Origin of the sequence: Burkholderia sp. COPS (genome assembly GCF_019425585.1) — a bacterium.
GTDB classification, from domain to species: Bacteria; Pseudomonadota; Gammaproteobacteria; order Burkholderiales; family Burkholderiaceae; genus Burkholderia; species Burkholderia cepacia.
This window is the reverse complement of the sequence record NZ_WIXR01000009.1, coordinates 118,681-136,389: the sequence shown is the minus strand read 5'-3', so window position 1 is coordinate 136,389 and position 17,709 is coordinate 118,681. Positions and strand designations below refer to the sequence as shown.

Below are 17,709 nucleotides of genomic sequence, written 5' to 3'. Positions count from 1 at the left end.
CCTGACGCCCACGTCGCTGAATCCGGCTGCTTCACGAAGAAGTGCGGCGCCGCCGCACGTCACGTACTGATCTGCAGCACCTTGTCGACAACGGCCACCTTCACCCCGCTCCCCGTCGACAGCGACGCCGTGCCCTGGTCGAACGGATGCACGGGCGTATCGGTCGGCGTCCACGCATGGCGCGCGAGCAACGCGCGATACCCGCCGCGGATCACGAAGCCGCCGCATTTCTTCGCATACGCGTCGCGCCGCATCCGGTACGCGCGCGGCAGGTCGTACCACGGCAGCTTCGGCAGGTCGTGATGAACGAGGTGGTAGTTGTTGTTCAGGTACAGCAGCCGCATCGCGAAGCCGGCTTCGTTGATCGTGATGCGTGCCTTCGGGTGCCACGCGGCGCGGTGCTCGTACAGCGAGCGGATCATCGCGAGCGACAGCGCGGGCCACGTGACGGCCAGCAGGTAGTACCACCACGGCACGCCGATCTCGCGTTGCAGCCATGCGAGCAGCACGACCACGCAGGCTACGTGCATGATCCACATCGGCAGATGGCGGAAGTCGCCGCGCCGGAACCTGGCGACCGCATCGGCGGCCGTCGCGGCGATGGCGAGCGGCGGCCCCACGACGATTCGTCCGATGAAAGTCTTGCGCGCGACCGTGAGCGCGCGACGCCAGCGCGGCAGCCGCGCCCAGCGTTCGCGCGTCACGTAATTCGTTTCGGGATCGACGCCCGGCACGGTCAGGTCTTCGTCGCGATGATGGTCGAGGTGCGTGTCGCGATACAGCGTGTACGGATACCAGACCGTCAGCGGCGGATAGCCGAGCAGTTTGTTCACGAACGCGGAACGCGTCGGATGGCCGTGCAGCAGTTCGTGCTGCAGCGACATGTGCCATGCGCCGAGCAGGATCAGCGGCGGCGTCGCGGCCGCGAGCGACAGGTGCCCGTCGCGCACGAGCAGCAGCACGGCCAGCCAGCCGCCGTAGATGACGGCGACCAGCAGCCAGGTCGGCCACTCGGTACGGGCGGTGAAGCGGGCGTGGAGCGCGGCGATCGCACGTGCGTGGTCGACGTCGAAGTATTCGGCCATGGCGTTGAGGCAGGATTGAACGGGCAGTGCGGGGAACGAGCGGTTGAACCGGTGCGCTCGGCCCGGTGCGCAGGTGTCTCGCGGATCACGGTCGGCCTGTCCGGCATTGCGGCGATCGCGATGCTCGGGCAGGCATCACGACGGTACCGGGATCGCCCGGCACGGCCAACCAATCGATTCGCATTTGCTTATCGCTGCGCGGCCGATAAGCTTCGGGCGCGCGGCCTGGCGGTCGTGCCCCGTTCCGGCGCGCTGAACCGGGTTCCACTGTGCCGCCGTCGCTGCGTAGAATGCCCGCATGAGCCAATGGATCGCCGCCCTGCCGATGTACAACGTGACGCCGCGCCATGCCGTGCTGTGGCGCGCGCTGCTGCGCGACGCGTTCGTCGCGTTTGCGAACGCGGGCGGGCCCGCCGATGTCGCGCTGCCCGACGAACCGTTCGGCGACCTGCACGCGCTGTGGCGGCGCGGTGACCTGCTGCTGTCGCAGACCTGCGGTTACCCGTACCGTATGCTGGGCTTGCGTGACGAGGTGCGATTGATCGCGACACCGCGTTTCGATGCGGACGGCTGCGACGGTGCGCAATACCGCAGCATGCTGGTCGTGTCGGCATGCGCACATGCCGGCGGCGCGACGACGCTTGCTGCCTGCCGGGGGCTGCGGGCCGCATTCAACGGTGAGGACTCTCACAGCGGGATGAATGCGCTCCGGCATGCGGTTGCGCCGCATGCGCACGACGGACGCTTCTTCGGCTCGGTTGCCGCGCTCGGCTCGCACCTTAACGTATTGCGTGCGCTGGCTGCGGAAGAAGCGGATTGCGCGGCGATCGACTGCGTGACGTTCGCGTATGTGGGCGACGCGCTGCCCGGGTTGCTCAAGGACATCCGGGTCATCGGCATGACTGCCGCCGCGCCGGGGTTGCCGTTCGTCGCATCGCGGGCGCTGGAAGACACACGGGTCGCCGCATTGCAGGATGCGCTCGACGTCGCGGTCGCGGCCGATGACGAACGGGCGCGCGTGCTGCGGCTGAAGGGATTCGAGCGGCTGTCGCCGAACGACTACGACACGATCGAGCGATTCGTGCAGGAGGCCGCCGCGCACGGGTATCCCGCGCTGGCGTGAACGATGTGAGCGGCATGAGCAGCATGAGCGTTGTGAGCACCGCTGCGCCGCGCTCAGCCGGATCGACGCGCAACGGGAGGCGTCAGTATCCGACGATGCCGGGCGCGCGCCGCGCAAGTCGCACGGCGCGCGCAGGCATTACTCCTCGTCCATCAACCGGACCTTGACCCGCTTGCCCTTGATCTTCCCCGCATTGAGCTTGCGCAGCGCGTCGCGCGCGACGCCGCGCTCGATCGCGACATAGGTCGAGAACTCGGTCACGTTGATCTTGCCGATCTGCTTGCCGTCGAACCCGGCGTCGCCGGTCAGCGCGCCGAGCACGTCGCCCGGGCGGATCTTGTCCTTGCGTCCGCCGAGGATCTGCAGCGTTTCCATCGGCGGCGTCAGCACGCCGTCGTCGGCCGGCTTCAGTTCCGCGAGCGGATGCCATTCGACGTCACGCTTCTGCGCCTGCTCGATCGCACCGACGCGACCCATCTCGTCCATGCTCGCGAGGCTCAGCGCCCAACCGTCCTGATCCGCGCGGCCCGTCCGGCCGATGCGGTGCACGTGCACTTCGGGATCGGGCGTCACGTCGACGTTGATCACGGCTTCGAGCTGCGCGATGTCGAGCCCGCGCGCGGCGACGTCGGTTGCCACCAGCACCGAGCAGCTGCGGTTCGCGAACTGGATCAGCACCTGGTCGCGTTCGCGCTGGTCGAGCTCGCCGTGCAGCGCGAGCGCGTGGAAGCCCTGCGCGTGCAGCACGTCGAGCAGGTCGCGGCACTGCTGCTTCGTGTTGCAGAACGCGATCGTGCTCACCGGCCGGTAATGGTTCAGCAACTGGCCGACCGCATGCAGACGCTCGTTCTCCGTCACTTCATAGAAACGCTGGCGGATCTTGCTGTTGTCGTGACGCTCCTCGAGCTTCACTTCCTTCGGATTGCGCAGGAACTGCTGGCTCAGCTTGACGATGCCGTCCGGATAGGTCGCGGAGAACAGCAGCGTCTGGCGCGTGGTCGGGCACATCCGCGCGACCTTCGCGATGTCGTCGAAGAAGCCCATGTCGAGCATCCGGTCGGCTTCGTCGAGCACCAGCGTGTTCAGTGCGTCGAGCTTCAGGTTGCCGCGATCGAGGTGATCCATGATGCGGCCCGGCGTGCCGACGACGATGTGCGCGCCGTGCTCGAGGCTCTGCGCCTGCGGGCGCATCGGCGTGCCGCCGCAGAGCGTCAGCACCTTCACGTTCTCCTCGGCGCGTGCGAGGCGGCGCACTTCCTGCGCGACCTGGTCGGCGAGTTCGCGCGTCGGGCACAGGATCATCGCCTGCACGTCGAAGCGGCGTGCGTCGAGGCGGGCCAGCAGCGCGAGCGAGAACGCGGCGGTCTTGCCGCTGCCCGTCTTCGCCTGCGCGATCAGGTCCTGGCCGGCCAGCGCGATCGGCAGGCTCGCGGCCTGGATCGGCGTCATGTCGACATAACCGAGCTGGGCGAGGTTGGCGAGCGTGGCCGGCGTCAGCGGCAGCGCGCTGAAGGGCGTGGCGGTCGGCTGGGTCATTCGAGGTCTCCGAGGTAAGGCTTGCCTTCCATCTGTTCGTAGGCGACGTTGCCTTCATCGTCCTCGAAGCGCTCGAGGTAGTTGCGGGCGCCGCACAGCGGGCAGCGGAACAGCAGCCCCTGGCCTTCGTCCTTGATGACGACGTCGGACTGTTCCCACTGCGTGCCGCAGCTCTGGTTTCGGCAGGTAAACACGGATTTTTCTCCAGCTGAATTCGGTTGATGGCGCGCCCGGCGGGCGCGGCAACGAGGTGCGGCGCTCGCGCGGCTCGGGCGCGGGCCGCACCGGCGGTCGCGTGGACCGCGTCGATGCGGATGGTGGATCGGTGGCGACGGCGTCGCGCGTGCCCGCATTCTAGCGGATGCGGGCAGGCGGCTGGGGGTGGCCGCCCGCGCACGGCCCGTAGCGGGCGAGCAGCCGGGGCGACCGGCTGCGGTTCGGCTGATAGCGGAAGGCCGGTGGCGGACGACCGGTGGCGGACGACCGGTGGTGGACGACCGGTGGCGGACGACCGGTGGCGGACGACCGGTGGCGGAAGGCCGGTGGCGGAAGGCCGGTGGCGGACGACCGGTGGCGGACGGCCGGCTGCGGGCGGCCGGCTGCGGACGATCGGCAGCGGCGCGCGGGCGGCATGGCAGCCGGCGAAGCCTCCGCAGGACGAAGCACGCCACGTCATCCGCATCCGCCATGCAAAACGGCCACCCCGGAGGGTGGCCGTGCGGTGCGGCGAATCGGGGCCGGACGCGTTACAGCGCCATGTCGGCCGACGCCTTCGCGGGGCGTGCCGGGACCGTGCCCGTTGCCTGCGACGGCGTCGCCATGTCGATCTTCGGCGGCGGCGCCAGTTGCAGCACGTCGCTCGTGTAGGTCCATTCCTCGACGACCTTCGCCGGGCTGTCGTTCAGCTTCGTGCCGTAGCTCGGCACGATCTGGCGGATCTTCTGCTGCCACTCGGGCGTCGCGACCTTGTCCTTGAACACCTTCTTCATCAGGTTCAGCATGATCGGCGCGGCCGTCGACGCACCCGGCGACGCGCCGAGCAGGCCCGCGATGCTGCCGTCCTGCGAGCTGACGATCTCGGTGCCGAGCTTCAGCACGCCACCCTTCACCGGGTCGCGCTTGATGATCTGCACGCGCTGGCCGGCCTGCCACAGGCGCCAGTCTTCCTTCTTCGCGTTCGGGAAGTATTCCTTCAGCGCGTTGAAACGGTCGTCGTCGGACAGCATCAGCTGGCCGGCGAGGTACTGGACCAGCGGGAATTCGTCGACGCCCACGCGCATCATCGGCGCGACGTTGTGCAGGTTGGTGCTCTTCGCCAGGTCGAAGTACGAACCGTTCTTCAGGAACTTGGTCGAGAACGTCGCGAACGGCCCGAACAGGATGATCTTCTTGCCGTCGATGATCCGCGTGTCGAGGTGCGGCACCGACATCGGCGGCGAGCCGACCGACGCCTTGCCGTACGCCTTCGCGAGATGCTGCTTCACGACCTCGGGGTTCTCCGTCACGAGGAACGAGCCGCCGACCGGGAACGCGCCGTAGTCCTTCGCCTCGGGGATGCCCGACGCCTGCAGCAGATGCAGCGCACCGCCGCCCGCGCCGATGAACACGAACTTCGCGTCGACCGACTGCGCCGGTTCATCCGAGTGCAGCTTGACCCACGTCACGTGCCACGTGCCGTCGGCATTGCGCGTGATCTCGCGCACTTCGCTCGACAGCGACAGCGTGAAGTTCGGCTGCGTCTTCAGGTAGCCGACGAACTGGCGCGTGATCTCGCCGAAGTTCACGTCGGTGCCGATCGGCGTCCACGTCGCCGCGACCTTCTGGTTGCGGTCGCGGCCTTCCATCATCAGCGGCACCCACTGCTTGATCTGGTCGTAGTCTTCCGAATACTGCATGCCGCGGAACAGCGGGCTGGCCTGCAGCGCCTCGTAGCGCTTCTTCAGGAAGCGGACGTTGTCGTCGCCCCACACGAAGCTCATGTGCGGCGTCGAGTTGATGAACGAGTGCGGGTTCTTCAGCACGCCCTGCTTGACCTGCCACGCCCAGAACTGGCGCGAGATCTGGAACGACTCGTTGATCTCGATGGCCTTCGAGATGTCGACCTTGCCGTCCGCCTTCTCCGGCGTGTAGTTGAGTTCGGCGAGCGCCGAGTGGCCGGTGCCGGCGTTGTTCCAGCCGTTCGAGCTTTCCAGCGCGACGCCGTCGAGGCGCTCGACCATCGTCATCGACCAGTCAGGTTGGAGCTCGTGCAGCCAGACGCCGAGCGTCGAGCTCATGATGCCGCCGCCCACCAGCAGGACGTCGACCTTCTTCGTATCGGCGGCGTGCGCGGACGACGCGGCGACGCACAGCGCGAGCGCCGACAGTATTACCCGTAACGTTTTGATCACAGCAGATCCCTTTTTCAACTTGGATGCATCGGTTTGCCAAGCCGCCCGGCGTGCGTGTCGACCGCGGTGAAACGTCGATCCGGAGATCCGGATCGCGAATCCGGAATTCCGGATCGACGCCGCGCCGCGTTGCATTTGCGCACGCGAAACCATCGGGAAGGACACCTTCGGATCGGCTTCCCGCGGGCAGGCAAGCGCCTGCGTCACAGTGGCGCACGACGCGCCCGGGCCCTTGCGGCAAGCCTGGGCGGAAGGCGCTTCAGGCTGCGTGGAAAGAGGCCGCGCGCGACGCGTTTTGCGGGGGGCGGGGTGGCAAGGGGCGCGTAATGTAACCGAACTCGTTTGCTGTGTCACAAACGAAAAATACCGTTGTTTTCGTGGGGTTTTTTGCGTGTCCGGGTTTCCGGAACGACGGTCGGCGGAACCGGGGAACGTGTGGATAACTGCGCGGGATCGTGACGGTTTTTCGGGAGCGTCTTGCTTGTGTCTCGTCGTGTCGCGGCAGCGTGCCGCGACACGATCGCGCGACGTCACGTCACTTTACCTGGCGGCAGCGTTCCGGCAGAACTGGTCGTACGCTTGCGCCGAATTCGCGAAACCCTTCTGCTTCGCGAGTTCCCACGGGCGCTCGCATCGTTGGGTCGTTTCGCACCACGAATAGCCGGCCGAGCCGATGCAGCCGTGCGCGTCGCGATCGCTGCCGACCATCGGCGGTGCGGGCGGCGCCGACGATTGGGCCGGCGGCGTGGATGGTGCGGCACAGGCGCTCAGGGCGAACGCGCAGGCCAGCGTGGCGGCCAGCGACAGGGAAGGGACGAAACGCTTCATGGGTGGTGCTCCATGGGATGAGTATTCGGAGAATCGGCCGACGGCCCCTGCGTTCGCCGCGTCGTTCAGGCGCCCGGCACCGGCACGCGCGACGAAAACTTCACTTCGCGCAACGCGAGGCTCGACTGGATCGACGAAACCCCGGCCTGCTTGCGCAGCACGCGCTCGACGAATTCGGCGTACGCATCGAGATCGGCCGCGACGACCTGCAGGATGTAGTCGGCCGCGCCGGTGATCTTGTGGCACGACGTCACTTCGTCGTGCCGTCGCATCACCTCCTCGAAGTGATCGGAATCCTGGTCGGAATGCATGTTGAACGTCACCTGCACGAACGCGAACACGTTCATGCCGAGCGCGCGCCGGTCGAGATTCGCCTGGTAGCCGGTGATGACGCCTTCGTCCTCGAGCCGCTTGCGGCGGCGCCAGCAGGGCGTGACGCTCAGCGACAGCTTCTCGCCGAGTGTCGCGTTCGACAGCGCGCCATCGTCCTGCAGCAGGCGGAGCATGGCGCGGTCCACGCCATCCAGTTCGACCGAAGCGCGAATTTTGCTCATTTCCGGGATTCCGTAGGCGGTTTTCTCAAAATTGTACGAAAGGCGCGCGTCGAAAGCAAAGTTATTGCCGCCTGCGGTCAATAAACTGTTGCCACCCTCACTGCAACAGTCAACCATGCTCACGGTCTACAGCAGCGATCACCAGTTGCATCGCGGCGTCGAACTGAAGGACGGCGCGATCACCGATTCGTTCGAAAACCCCCTTCGCGCCGAAACGGTGCTCGCGCAGGTGCGTGCCGCAGGACTGGGCGACGTCATCGCGCCGAAACCGTTCGATCGCGCGCACTATGCGGCCGCGCACAGCGCGCGCTACGTCGATTTCCTCGCCGGCGCGTGGGACGAGTGGGCCGCGACGGGCCGCACCTGCCAGGCGCTGCCGCTCGTGTGGCCGGTGCGCGCGATGCCGGCCGCCGCGACGCCGCCCGCGTTCATCGACGGCAAGCTCGGCTTCTACGCGATGGACGCCGGCGCACCGATCAACGCCGGCACGTGGGACGCCGTGAGCGCGAGCGCGAACTCGGCGCTCACCGGCGCAGACCTGCTGTCGAGCGGCGCCGCGCGCGCGGCGTTCGCGCTGTGCCGCCCGCCCGGCCATCACGCGGGCCGCGAGTACATGGGCGGTTATTGCTACCTGAACAACGCGGCGATCGCTGCGCAGCACTGCATCGCGCAGGGCGCCGCGCGCGTCGCGGTGCTCGACGTCGATTTCCACCACGGCAACGGCACGCAGGACATCTTCTACGACCGTGCGGACGTGCTGTTCGCGTCGATCCACGGCGAGGCGCCGGTGTCGTACCCGTACTTCTCCGGCTACGCGGAGGAGCGCGGCATCGGCGCGGGCGAAGGCTTCAACCTGAACCTGCCGCTGCCGAAGGGCACGCTGTGGGACACCTATTCGGCGGCGCTCGACCAGGCGGCAACCGCGATCGCCGCGCATGCGCCCGACGCGCTCGTCGTCTCGCTCGGCGTCGATACCTTCGAGCACGACCCGATCAGCCATTTCCGGCTGCGCTCGCCCGACTACCTGCGCATCGGCGCGGCGCTCGCGCGCCTGAACCTGCCGACGCTGTTCGTGATGGAAGGCGGCTACATGGTCGACGAGATCGGCATCAACGCGGTGAACGTACTGCTGGGATTCGAAGGGCGCGCGTGAGCGTGCGGGATGACTTCGACGAACGACGGATCTGAACACGAACGAAGCGCGACAAGGACGGAGACAACCATGAATCGACATCACAAGACGGTACTCGCCAGCGCGGCCGCACTGACGTGCGCGCTGTCCGCATGGCCCGCGCACGCGGACGAGATCGTGCGCATCGGCCACGTCGCGCCGCTGACCGGCGCGATCGCGCATCTCGGCAAGGACAGCGAGAACGGCGCGCGCCTCGCGGTCGAGGAAATCAATGCGAAGGGGCTCGTGATCGGCGGCAAGAAGGTCACGCTGCAGCTCGACGCACAGGACGACGCGGGCGATCCGCGCACCGCGACGCAGGTCGCGCAGCGGCTCGTCGACGACAAGGTGATCGGGGTTGTCGGCCATCACAACTCGGGCACGTCGATTCCGGCGTCGCGCGTCTATCGCGACGGCGGCGTCGTGCAGATCTCGCAGGCCGCGACCAATCCGACGTACACGCAGCAGGGCTTCAAGACGACCTATCGCGTCGTCGCGACCGACGCGCAGCAGGGGCCCGCGCTCGCGATGTACGCGGCGAAGAACATGGGCATCAGGACGGTCGCCGTGGTCGACGATTCGACCGCGTACGGGCAGGGCCTCGCGACCGAGTTCGAGAAGGCCGCGAAGGCGGCCGGCATGAAGGTCGTGTCGCGCGACGCGACCAACGACAAGGCGATCGACTTCCGCGCGATCCTCACGAAGATCAAGGGCACGAACCCGGACGCGATCATGTACGGCGGAATGGACGCGACGGGCGGCCCGCTCGCGAAGCAGGCACGCCAGCTCGGCATGCGCGCGAAGATCCTTGCCGGCGACGGCGTGTGCTCGACCGACCTGCCGAAGCTCGCGGGCCCGGCCTCCGACAACGTCGTGTGCTCCGAAGCCGGGATCGCGCTCGAGAAGATGCCGGGCGGCGCGGCGTTCGCGAAACGCTACGAAGCGCGTTACCACCAGCCGATGCAGGTGTATGCGCCGTTCTCGTACGACGCGGTGTACATCATCGTCGACGCGATGAAGCGCGCGAACTCGACGGACCCGGCGAAGGTGCTGGCGGCGATGCCGGCCACCGACTATCGCGGCGTGATCGGCGAAACGAGCTTCACGCCGCAGGGCGACCTGAAGCACGGCGCGATTTCCGTGTTCACGTACAAGAGCGGCAAGAAGGCGCTGCTGGATATCGTCAAGATGTGACGCAGCGTTGATGTTGCGTTGATGTCGCACCAGATATCGCGGGGGCCGCGAAGCGGGACAGGCTTCGCGGCCCTCGCCGTTTACAGCGCGCGCACTCGCGTGCTGTCGGCGCGGCGCTCCGCGTCGTGCACGATGTGCAGCTCGCGTGCGCGGATCGGCAGGACGCAATCCGCATCGGCAAGCGTCTTGCGCACCTGGCGCGCGAGGCGCCAGCGCATCGCCCAGAACTTGTCGGTGTGCGTCCACACGCGCATGCTCGCGACCGCCGTGCTGTCGTCGAACCGCATCACCATCACGTCCGGTTCCGGCTCGCGGAGCACGTCGGGATCGGCGAGCGCCAGCTTGCGCAGCGCATCGAGCGCACGGTCGATGTCGTCGTGTACCGATACTTCCACTTCGAGATCGAGGCGGCGTGTCGGATTGCGCGTGTAGTTGCGAATCGAGCTGCCCCACAGCGCGCTGTTCGGCACGTACTCGCAGATGCCGTCCGGTTTCGTCAGCCGCGTCATGAAGAGCCCGACCTCGTCGACGGTGCCCGCGACACCCGTGCCGCCGTCGATATAGTCGCCGACCTTGAACGGCCGCAGCAGCAGGAGCATGATGCCGGCCGCGATGTTCTGCATCGTGCCTTGCAGCGCGAGCCCGATCGCGAGGCCTGCGGCGCCGAGCACCGCGACGATGCTCGCGGTCTCGATGCCGAGCTGCGACAGCGCGCCGACGATCGCGACGATGCGGATGCCCCACACGGCCACGTCGCAGAGGATCGGCCGCAGCGTGTCGTCGACGCGCTCCTTGTTCGAGAGCAGACGGTTCAGCCAGTTGCCGATGCGTTTCGACAGCCACCAGCCGACGACGAGCAACGCCAGGCCGGCGGACAGCTTGAGGGAGAGGGTGGACAACGCGTTCCACAGGAACGTCCAGCGTTCCGGATGTAGTTGGTCGAGAAACATGAAGGGATTCCGGGTTGGGGAGCAGTGCGCGATGCGACGCGAGCGTGCCGTGGTCGGGCACGCTCGCGTTCACGCGCCGGCAGCGTTCGACTGTCCCTGCGGCGCGATGGTTCTCCCGCATGGGTGGGGTCGAATGCCGCACAGGCGTGCCGCCTGCGCGCGACATTGCGATTTCGATTTAGTACGAAACGGCTTTTCCTGTAAATAAGACGTGTCCTATTCAGCTGTTTCGATCGCGCCGATACACTCGTCTTCACGTTGCCGGGTCGCGACGATCGTTCCTCCGCGACACCCGGTTCTTTCCCGATTTTTCATTGACAGACAGCGAGTGACGACGTCATGCGGTTAGACCTGCGTTTCCGTCTCGCACGCGAACAAGGTCTACCTGCGCTCCGCGGCGTTTGCGGCTTCCCGATGCGCCGCGCGCTGCTGCGTGGTGTCGTCGCGGCCGCCTGTGTGGCGGGTGCACCGGGCGCGCCGGCGCATGTGTCCAACGACACCGCGCCGTTCCCGTCCGTGACGGCCGACCTTGTCGACGTGCCCTTTTTCAATGCCGCGCGAACGACGTGGGGCGGCTTGCACGCATCGTCGGCAGCGCCGCTCGACGTAGCCTATGCGTCGCCTGCGTTGACCGTGCCGAGCGCGCATGAACGCGACGGCGCCGTTGCGCGCTTCGGTGCCTGTGTCGCCTACCGCGTGCTGTGCGATGCGGCGCGTGGTGCGGTCGAGCGCGCGTACGCGTCGAGGTTCGATTACGGTCTTGCATCGGCGTTGCCCGCGATGGGTGAACGGGTCGCGTACGAACGGCGTCCCGTCGATCTCGCCGCCACTGAACCGTTCGTGCTCGAAGAGGCCGAGCGCGGCGCGCGTAGCGGCGCGATCGTCGGCAACCTGCGGGCGTCGCTGGCGCGCGCCGATCTGCCGGCCGGCGTTGCCGCGCAGGTCATCCGCATGGTCGCCGGGCGCATCGACCTGAAACGGCACGGCGCACTCGGCGACACCTTCCGCGTCGCATACGAACCCGACGACAGCGCGATGCAGCCGGGCGGCACGCGCGTGACGGCACTCGAGCTCCGCTTCCGCGGCCAGTACGTCGCGGGCGTGTGGTTTGCGCCCGCTGGCGGCGCGTCGGGGGGCTATTACGACTTCGACGGCGTGCCGCTCGCCGGTTCGCGGTTTGCGATGCCGGTCAACGCCACGCGGATCAGCTCGCATTTCGGGGCGCGCGTGCATCCGGTGACCGGCGTGCGTCATGTGCATTCCGGCGTCGATCTCGCGGCACCGGCCGGGCGCGCGGTTCATGCGTCGGAACGTGGGGTCGTGACGTTCATCGGCACCGAACCGCGCGGCTATGGCAAGTACGTGGTGATTCGCCATGACGGCGGCTATGCGTCGTACTACGCGCACCTGTCGGCGTTCGAGCCGACGTTGCGAACCGGCATGCGGGTCGCGCGCGGCCAGTGTGTCGGTGCCGTCGGCAGCACCGGGACGGCCACGGGGCCGCATCTGCATTTCGAGGTGCGCAGGCATGACCGTCTCGTCGACCCGGTCGCGCTCGTACAGGCGGGCGACGCGGCGAAGCTGAAGGGCGAGCGGCGCGTGGCGTTCAACCAGGTGGCGCTCGATGCACGCACGCAGCTCGCGTCTGCCGCCTGGCTGCAGCCAGTTGCGATGTCGACGCTTTCCCCGTCGCGCGATGGTTGAGCCTGCGGACGTGAAACGTGAGAATGGGATCGCGCACCTCGAGAAACGGCAACCCGTCCGGTTCATCGTGTGGACACATCCTGGTCGAATACGTTGGCTGCAGAATCAGCGTGGTCCGATGGGTTGTAACGTTCGTTCACGTTGACGCTACAGGTTCGACCGGCAACCAGATCTCCAGCACGCCGGCGCCCGTCACCGGATCGTAGTCGCCGCTGTAGCGCTCGAACTCGGGTGCGTCCACCGCGTTGAATCCCGACGTCGGCAGCCAGCCGTTCCAGATGCTGTAGAAGGTCTGGTGCAACGTCGAGATATGCCCGGCGTGTTCGAACACCGCGTACCGCTGTGGCGCCAGTTCGACCCAGCGAAACGGTGCGGGCAGCCGGTCGCGGCTCGTGACTTCCACGCCCGCGATGTATTCGAAGCTGCCGTCCGCATCGGGGTTGCAGCACACGCCGTACGTCACGTCGCCGACCTGGCCGGGAAGGGTACCGATGTATGGGATGAACGCTTGCCAGAGCGCCGGAATCCCTTCATTGGTGTCAAACGTATAGCGGTCGCTCATGCCCGCGATCAACCGCTTGCCGGCGGTTTCGAAGCGCGATGGCCTCACGTCGATGATCTTCAGTTCTTTCATGCGCAGCGGCTCCACAAGAGACAATCCGTCGAGGGTGCGCCGTGCCCGCACGTCCTCGGGCGTGACGCCGAAGAGATCGCGGAAGGCGCGCGTGAACGCCTCATGGGAGCCATAGCCGGCATCGAGCGCCACGTGCAGGATGTCCGGCGTGCCTTGCGCCAGCGCACGTGCCGCGCGCGTGAGCCGCCTCGACCGCACATAGCGCATCACCGGCCAGCCGGTATTCATCGAGAACAGGCGCGAGAAGCCGAAGCGCGACATGTCGCAACCGGTGGAGATCCTGTCGAGCGTCAGTTCCCTGTCCAGTTCGGTTTCGATCAACCAGAGTGCTTTTCCTACCGGGTTCATGGCGTGCCAATGAGGGTGTCGGTCGGACTATATGGTATCGGTGCCGGGGGCACTTGATCGTTCTTGCTGCGCGGGCGGGGAGTGCGCCGGCTGACGCACTGGAACGGATCGCCACGCCGGGCGGCGTGGCGACGGCAGGCAGGGCGGTGCTACTTAGCCCAGCGGCCAGTTCAGGAACACGATGCCGTCGTTGTAGTCGTCGTCGGCGCCGTCTTCCGAGCCGACGATCCCGAAATACGACTTCTTGAAGATATCGACCTGCCGCGAGCCCAGCCGCGACGGCTTGCCGTTCGCCATCACGATCACGCGCACGCGTCCCTTGCCGGAGTCGAGCACCTTGGTGCCGAGGTTCTGGTCCTGCGCGCCGGCACCCTTGAACGTGGCGGCCGGGTTCGGGTTATCGTCGACGTAGATGTCGATCGTCTGGTCGTTCGCCGCGTTGGTGAGCGCGGTGACGCCGAACTTGATGTTCGGCGGCAGGTTGAACGTGCCGTCGCGCTCGCCGCCGCCGATGCCGCCGGCACCGCTGCCGCCCTCCGCACCGGTTTCGCTGCCGCCGACGGCGGGCGAAGACGATGCAGCGGTTTCCCCGATCGCGGACAGGCTCGCGTACGAGTCGATATGCATCGCGCTGCCGCGCACGCTTTTCCACTGGCCCTTCACGAACGTGACGCCGGTGCCGACGTCGATCGTCGCGACGAGCGTGAACGGCATGCGCCCGGTGCTTTCGGGCACCTTCGACGAATAGGTGAAGCAGCCGTCCGCGACGACACCCTTGTTGGTCGCGATCGCGAAATAGATGCCGGGGAAGTTGTTGCCGGTCGCGTACGGCGTCGGCACGTTGAGGATGACCTGCAGTTTCCCGTTCCGAATCTCTGCCTTGGCGATGTCGATGTACAGGCCCGGGATGTCGACGTAGGTCTCCGAGGTCGCCACGGGGGCACTGACGATCGAAGCCGAAAGGAGGGGCATGGATGTCTCCGTTGGTTGGGCGGGTTTTCGTGGAGTGCGGCGCAAGGCGCCGCTGAATGCGGTGCCCGACCGCCGGCCGGCCCGGAGGCGGCCGGCGGTGGTCGGTTGTCAGCCGTGCGTCAGGTCAGCCGATCGGCCACTGGAGCACGACGATGCCGTCGTTGTAGTCGCTGTCGTGGCCGTCTTCCGACACGACGATCCCGAAGTTGACCGTGTACGGCGAGCCGTCCGATTTCTTGCCGTTGATCGGCGCGAGGCGCGCGTCGGTGGCTGACGGCTTGCCGTTCACCGACACTTCGAAGCGGATCTTGCCGTTGCCGGAATTCAGCGTCGCTTCACGCGGGCCGTCGCGCGTCGTCAGCTTGTGATATGCGGCGGGTTCCTGGCTGTCGCCGATGAACAGCTTGATGTGTTGCTGCTCGGCGGCATTCGCGAAGAAAATCGCGCGGAAATCGGTATTCGGCGGAATCGAAAACTCGCCGGCGCGATTGGAAGACGTTTGAGAATCGGCCATGCTTTCCTCCTGAGGAATGATGGGTAAGGCTTGGAGCCATGTCGCACAAACGTTTTCCGTTTGAAATGCGACGCATCGAGCATGCCGAAAAATAAATCAGAAAATATTCACCGAGGAATGGCTATTGTTCAGTAAATCGAAAACCAAGGTTAATCGATTTAATGAAGCGTGTTTAATTGGCGCTATTGGGAAATATTCGGGAAACTATATCGGCGTGCATATCGCTTTTCTGAACGATGCGCGATTGCGCCGGCGGGGCAGCGGAGGCGACAGCAAGCGGGCTTGGGCGCGGACGTTCGGTGTTCGCATTTGGCAGCGTTCGTTTCAACATCAGCATCTCGGTCATGGCCGCGCCCACCGGCCACCACCGAACGCCCGCGCCGAAACCCGATCGCAACGGAAATGGGGTGCGGCAACCGGCGAAGTGGATTGACCCACTCACTCCGAACGCGAACAGGGCCCCACCGGCGCCGCACCCATGAAGCATATCGACGGGGCTGCGCGATGCCTATCGGACACGACTGATTCTGAGCGATCAAATTCGGCGCCATTTGCGCCCGGCCCGTTGACAGCCCCCGTCACCTTGTGATTTGATTCCGGCCATGCAAGCCGCCCAGCCCCTCTTCTCGCTACGACTACTAGCCCGTTTCTCCGGGCTGGGTCTGCGGCTGCGCGCTTTCCATCTGCTTCTTTCCTGAAGCGCCAGATTTCCCCCGCATCACCGACCTGGCCCCGGTTGTCGACCGGCGCCTGAGTTCGTCTTTCTTCCGAATCGTTCCGCTCCGTCCCGGTCGCTCAACCGCCAAGGCTGTCGTTCGCCGTACCGCTTTGCCGTTGTGCCGCTTTCCACCGTTTTCACCGCTGTGCGCGCAGCCTGCCACCACGACTGATGGCCATCGCGCCGCGGTTTCCCGACCAACCGACCGAGGACCGAACATCATGATGCTGAAGAACCCCGCGACGAAGTACCGACCGTTCACGCCCGTCAACCTGCCGAACCGCACGTGGCCGACGCGCACGATCACGCAAGCGCCGATCTGGATGAGCACCGACCTGCGCGACGGCAACCAGTCGCTGTTCGAGCCGATGGACGCGGCGCGCAAGATGCGAATGTTCAAGATGCTGGTCGCGATCGGCTTCAAGGAGATCGAGGTCGCGTTTCCGTCGGCGTCGGAGACCGACTTCAACTTCGTGCGCGAACTGATCGAAGGCGGCCACATTCCCGACGACGTGACGATCGAGGTGCTCACGCAGGCCCGCGACGACCTGATCGAGCGTACCTTCGACTCGCTGCGCGGCGCGAAGCGCGCGATCGTGCACCTGTACAACGCGACCGCGCCGGAATTCCGCAAGATCGTGTTCGGCCTCGACCGCGACGGCGTGAAGGCACTCGCGGTGAACGCGGCGCGCACGATCAAGCGCTTCGCCGACGCCGCGACCGACACGCATTTCACGCTGCAATACAGCCCGGAAACCTTCACGGCGACCGAGCTGGATTTCGCGAAGGAAGTCTGCGACGCCGTGTTCGACGTCTGGCAGCCGACGCCGGAGCACAAGGCGATCGTGAACCTGCCCGCCACGGTCGAAGTCGGCACGCCGAACTTCTACGCGGACCAGATCGAATGGATGCACCGCAACCTCGCGCGCCGCGATGCGCTGATCGTGTCCGTGCATCCGCACAACGACCGCGGCACCGCGGTCGCGGCGGCCGAGCTCGCGGTGATGGCCGGCGCGGACCGGATCGAGGGCTGCCTGTTCGGCAACGGCGAGCGCACCGGTAACGTCGATCTCGTCACGCTCGCGCTGAACCTCTACTCGCAGGGCGTCGATCCGGGCCTCGATTTCTCGCAGATCAACGAAGTCGCGCGCACGTCCGAGGAATGCACCCAGTTGCCGATCCACCCGCGCCATCCGTATGTCGGCGACCTCGTGTTCACCGCGTTCTCCGGCTCGCATCAGGACGCGATCAAGAAGGGCTTCGCGGTACAGAAACCCGACGCCGTATGGGAAATGCCGTACCTGCCGATCGATCCGAGCGATGTCGGCCGCACGTACGACTCGATCATTCGCGTGAACAGCCAGTCGGGCAAGGGCGGTATCGCGTACCTGCTCGAGCAGAGTTATGGCGTCGCGCTGCCGCGCCGCCTGCAGGTCGACTTCAGCGCGGCCGTGCAGCGCCTGACCGACGACAGCGGGCTCGAGGTGACGAGCGCGCAGATCTGGTCGCTGTTCCAGCAGGAATACGTGGAAGGCGATGCGCCGCTGCGTTATGTCGGCCACGAGCTGAGCGAACGCGACGGCCGCGAGACGATCGTGCTGACCGCGGATGTGCACGGCGAGCGCCGCGTGCTGCGCGGTGAAGGCAACGGCCCGCTCGACGCGCTGATGCACGCGCTGCGTACGCCGCTGCGCATCCAGCACTACGAGGAACGCGCGCTGTCGCAAGGCGCCGACGCGAAGGCGATCGCGATCGCGGAACTGGCCGGCACGGGCGTGCGCGGCAGCGCGTTCGGCGTCGGCATCGACGCGAACCTGACGACCGCGTCGATCCGCGCGGTGATCAGCGGGGTCAACCGCGCGTATGCGCGCGCGGACGAAGCGGCGCAGGCGACGTTTTTTGGCGCGCAGCAGGCGGTGAAGGCTGTCGCGTAAGCGGCGTCGTGGCGGCTGCGCCGGCGGTGCCTGGCGCGGTCGCGTTGCCGCCGC

16 protein-coding genes are annotated in these 17,709 nt (G+C 66.7%); 6 read left to right on the top strand and 10 right to left on the bottom strand.

Annotated features, from left to right (window positions below; translation table 11 throughout):
• Positions 1–59 precede the first annotated feature (59 nt).
• The gene (locus FOZ70_RS06490; RefSeq protein WP_175851075.1) at positions 60–1,085 is read right to left on the bottom strand and encodes a fatty acid desaturase; all 1,026 of its coding nucleotides are present in this window, start codon (positions 1,083–1,085) and stop codon (positions 60–62) included.
• 298 nt (positions 1,086–1,383) lie between these two features.
• Between FOZ70_RS06490 and FOZ70_RS06485 the strand changes: the two genes are divergently transcribed.
• On the top strand, positions 1,384–2,208 hold the full coding sequence (locus FOZ70_RS06485) for a PhnD/SsuA/transferrin family substrate-binding protein (protein ID WP_059676326.1): 825 nt from the start codon (positions 1,384–1,386) through the stop codon (positions 2,206–2,208).
• Between the two features lie 138 nt (positions 2,209–2,346).
• Here FOZ70_RS06485 and dbpA read toward each other — a convergent pair whose 3' ends face one another.
• The 5 genes from dbpA to FOZ70_RS06460 form a co-directional block, all read right to left on the bottom strand.
• Positions 2,347–3,744 carry an ATP-dependent RNA helicase DbpA gene (dbpA, locus tag FOZ70_RS06480; protein ID WP_048021368.1) on the bottom strand — a complete coding sequence of 466 codons (1,398 nt, stop codon included), beginning with the start codon at positions 3,742–3,744 and terminating at the stop codon, positions 2,347–2,349.
• A complete protein-coding gene (locus FOZ70_RS06475; protein ID WP_021157994.1) occupies positions 3,741–3,938 on the bottom strand; it encodes a hypothetical protein in 198 nt (65 codons plus the stop codon). The genes dbpA and FOZ70_RS06475 overlap by 4 nt, the downstream gene beginning before the upstream one ends.
• A 552-nt stretch (positions 3,939–4,490) precedes the next feature.
• Positions 4,491–6,152 carry a malate dehydrogenase (quinone) gene (mqo, locus tag FOZ70_RS06470; protein ID WP_175892689.1) on the bottom strand — a complete coding sequence of 554 codons (1,662 nt, stop codon included), beginning with the start codon at positions 6,150–6,152 and terminating at the stop codon, positions 4,491–4,493.
• 522 nt (positions 6,153–6,674) lie between these two features.
• Positions 6,675–6,962 (bottom strand): hypothetical protein, encoded by a 288-nt coding sequence (locus FOZ70_RS06465; RefSeq protein WP_059553753.1) that lies wholly within the window; start codon positions 6,960–6,962, stop codon positions 6,675–6,677.
• A gap of 65 nt (positions 6,963–7,027) precedes the next feature.
• Positions 7,028–7,516, bottom strand: a complete 489-nt coding sequence (locus FOZ70_RS06460) for an Lrp/AsnC family transcriptional regulator (protein WP_059489442.1) — start codon at positions 7,514–7,516, stop codon at positions 7,028–7,030.
• A gap of 115 nt (positions 7,517–7,631) precedes the next feature.
• Here FOZ70_RS06460 and FOZ70_RS06455 point away from each other — a divergent pair, with 115 nt between their 5' ends.
• Positions 7,632–8,669: a histone deacetylase family protein gene (locus FOZ70_RS06455; protein ID WP_059489445.1), complete on the top strand. Its 1,038-nt coding sequence runs from the start codon at positions 7,632–7,634 to the stop codon at positions 8,667–8,669.
• Positions 8,670–8,738: 69 nt separating this feature from the next.
• Positions 8,739–9,881, top strand: a complete 1,143-nt coding sequence (locus tag FOZ70_RS06450) for a branched-chain amino acid ABC transporter substrate-binding protein (RefSeq protein ID WP_059621172.1) — start codon at positions 8,739–8,741, stop codon at positions 9,879–9,881.
• An 80-nt stretch (positions 9,882–9,961) separates the two neighbouring features.
• Here the strand turns inward: FOZ70_RS06450 and FOZ70_RS06445 are convergent, their stop codons facing one another.
• On the bottom strand, positions 9,962–10,831 hold the full coding sequence (locus tag FOZ70_RS06445; RefSeq protein WP_219705231.1) for a mechanosensitive ion channel family protein: 870 nt from the start codon (positions 10,829–10,831) through the stop codon (positions 9,962–9,964).
• Between the two features lie 339 nt (positions 10,832–11,170).
• On the opposite strand from FOZ70_RS06445, the gene FOZ70_RS06440 reads away from it, so the two are divergent.
• Complete coding sequence (locus tag FOZ70_RS06440; RefSeq protein ID WP_059621173.1) at positions 11,171–12,535, top strand: M23 family metallopeptidase; 1,365 nt, start codon at positions 11,171–11,173, stop codon at positions 12,533–12,535.
• 136 nt (positions 12,536–12,671) lie between these two features.
• On the opposite strand, the gene FOZ70_RS06435 is transcribed toward FOZ70_RS06440, so the two are convergent.
• The 3 genes from FOZ70_RS06435 to FOZ70_RS06425 form a co-directional block, all read right to left on the bottom strand.
• Positions 12,672–13,517 (bottom strand): AraC family transcriptional regulator, encoded by an 846-nt coding sequence (locus tag FOZ70_RS06435; protein WP_219705229.1) that lies wholly within the window; start codon positions 13,515–13,517, stop codon positions 12,672–12,674.
• 153 nt (positions 13,518–13,670) lie between these two features.
• Positions 13,671–14,489, bottom strand: a complete 819-nt coding sequence (locus tag FOZ70_RS06430; RefSeq protein ID WP_219705227.1) for a fucose-binding lectin II — start codon at positions 14,487–14,489, stop codon at positions 13,671–13,673.
• Positions 14,490–14,613: 124 nt separating this feature from the next.
• Positions 14,614–15,003 (bottom strand): fucose-binding lectin II, encoded by a 390-nt coding sequence (locus tag FOZ70_RS06425; protein WP_021160613.1) that lies wholly within the window; start codon positions 15,001–15,003, stop codon positions 14,614–14,616.
• Positions 15,004–15,127: 124 nt separating this feature from the next.
• Between FOZ70_RS06425 and FOZ70_RS06420 the strand changes: the two genes are divergently transcribed.
• Complete coding sequence (locus FOZ70_RS06420) at positions 15,128–15,436, top strand: hypothetical protein (RefSeq protein WP_124923610.1); 309 nt, start codon at positions 15,128–15,130, stop codon at positions 15,434–15,436.
• 509 nt (positions 15,437–15,945) lie between these two features.
• Positions 15,946–17,655: a 2-isopropylmalate synthase gene (gene leuA / locus FOZ70_RS06415; protein ID WP_219705516.1), complete on the top strand. Its 1,710-nt coding sequence runs from the start codon at positions 15,946–15,948 to the stop codon at positions 17,653–17,655.
• The last annotated feature ends 54 nt before the right edge of the window (positions 17,656–17,709 follow it).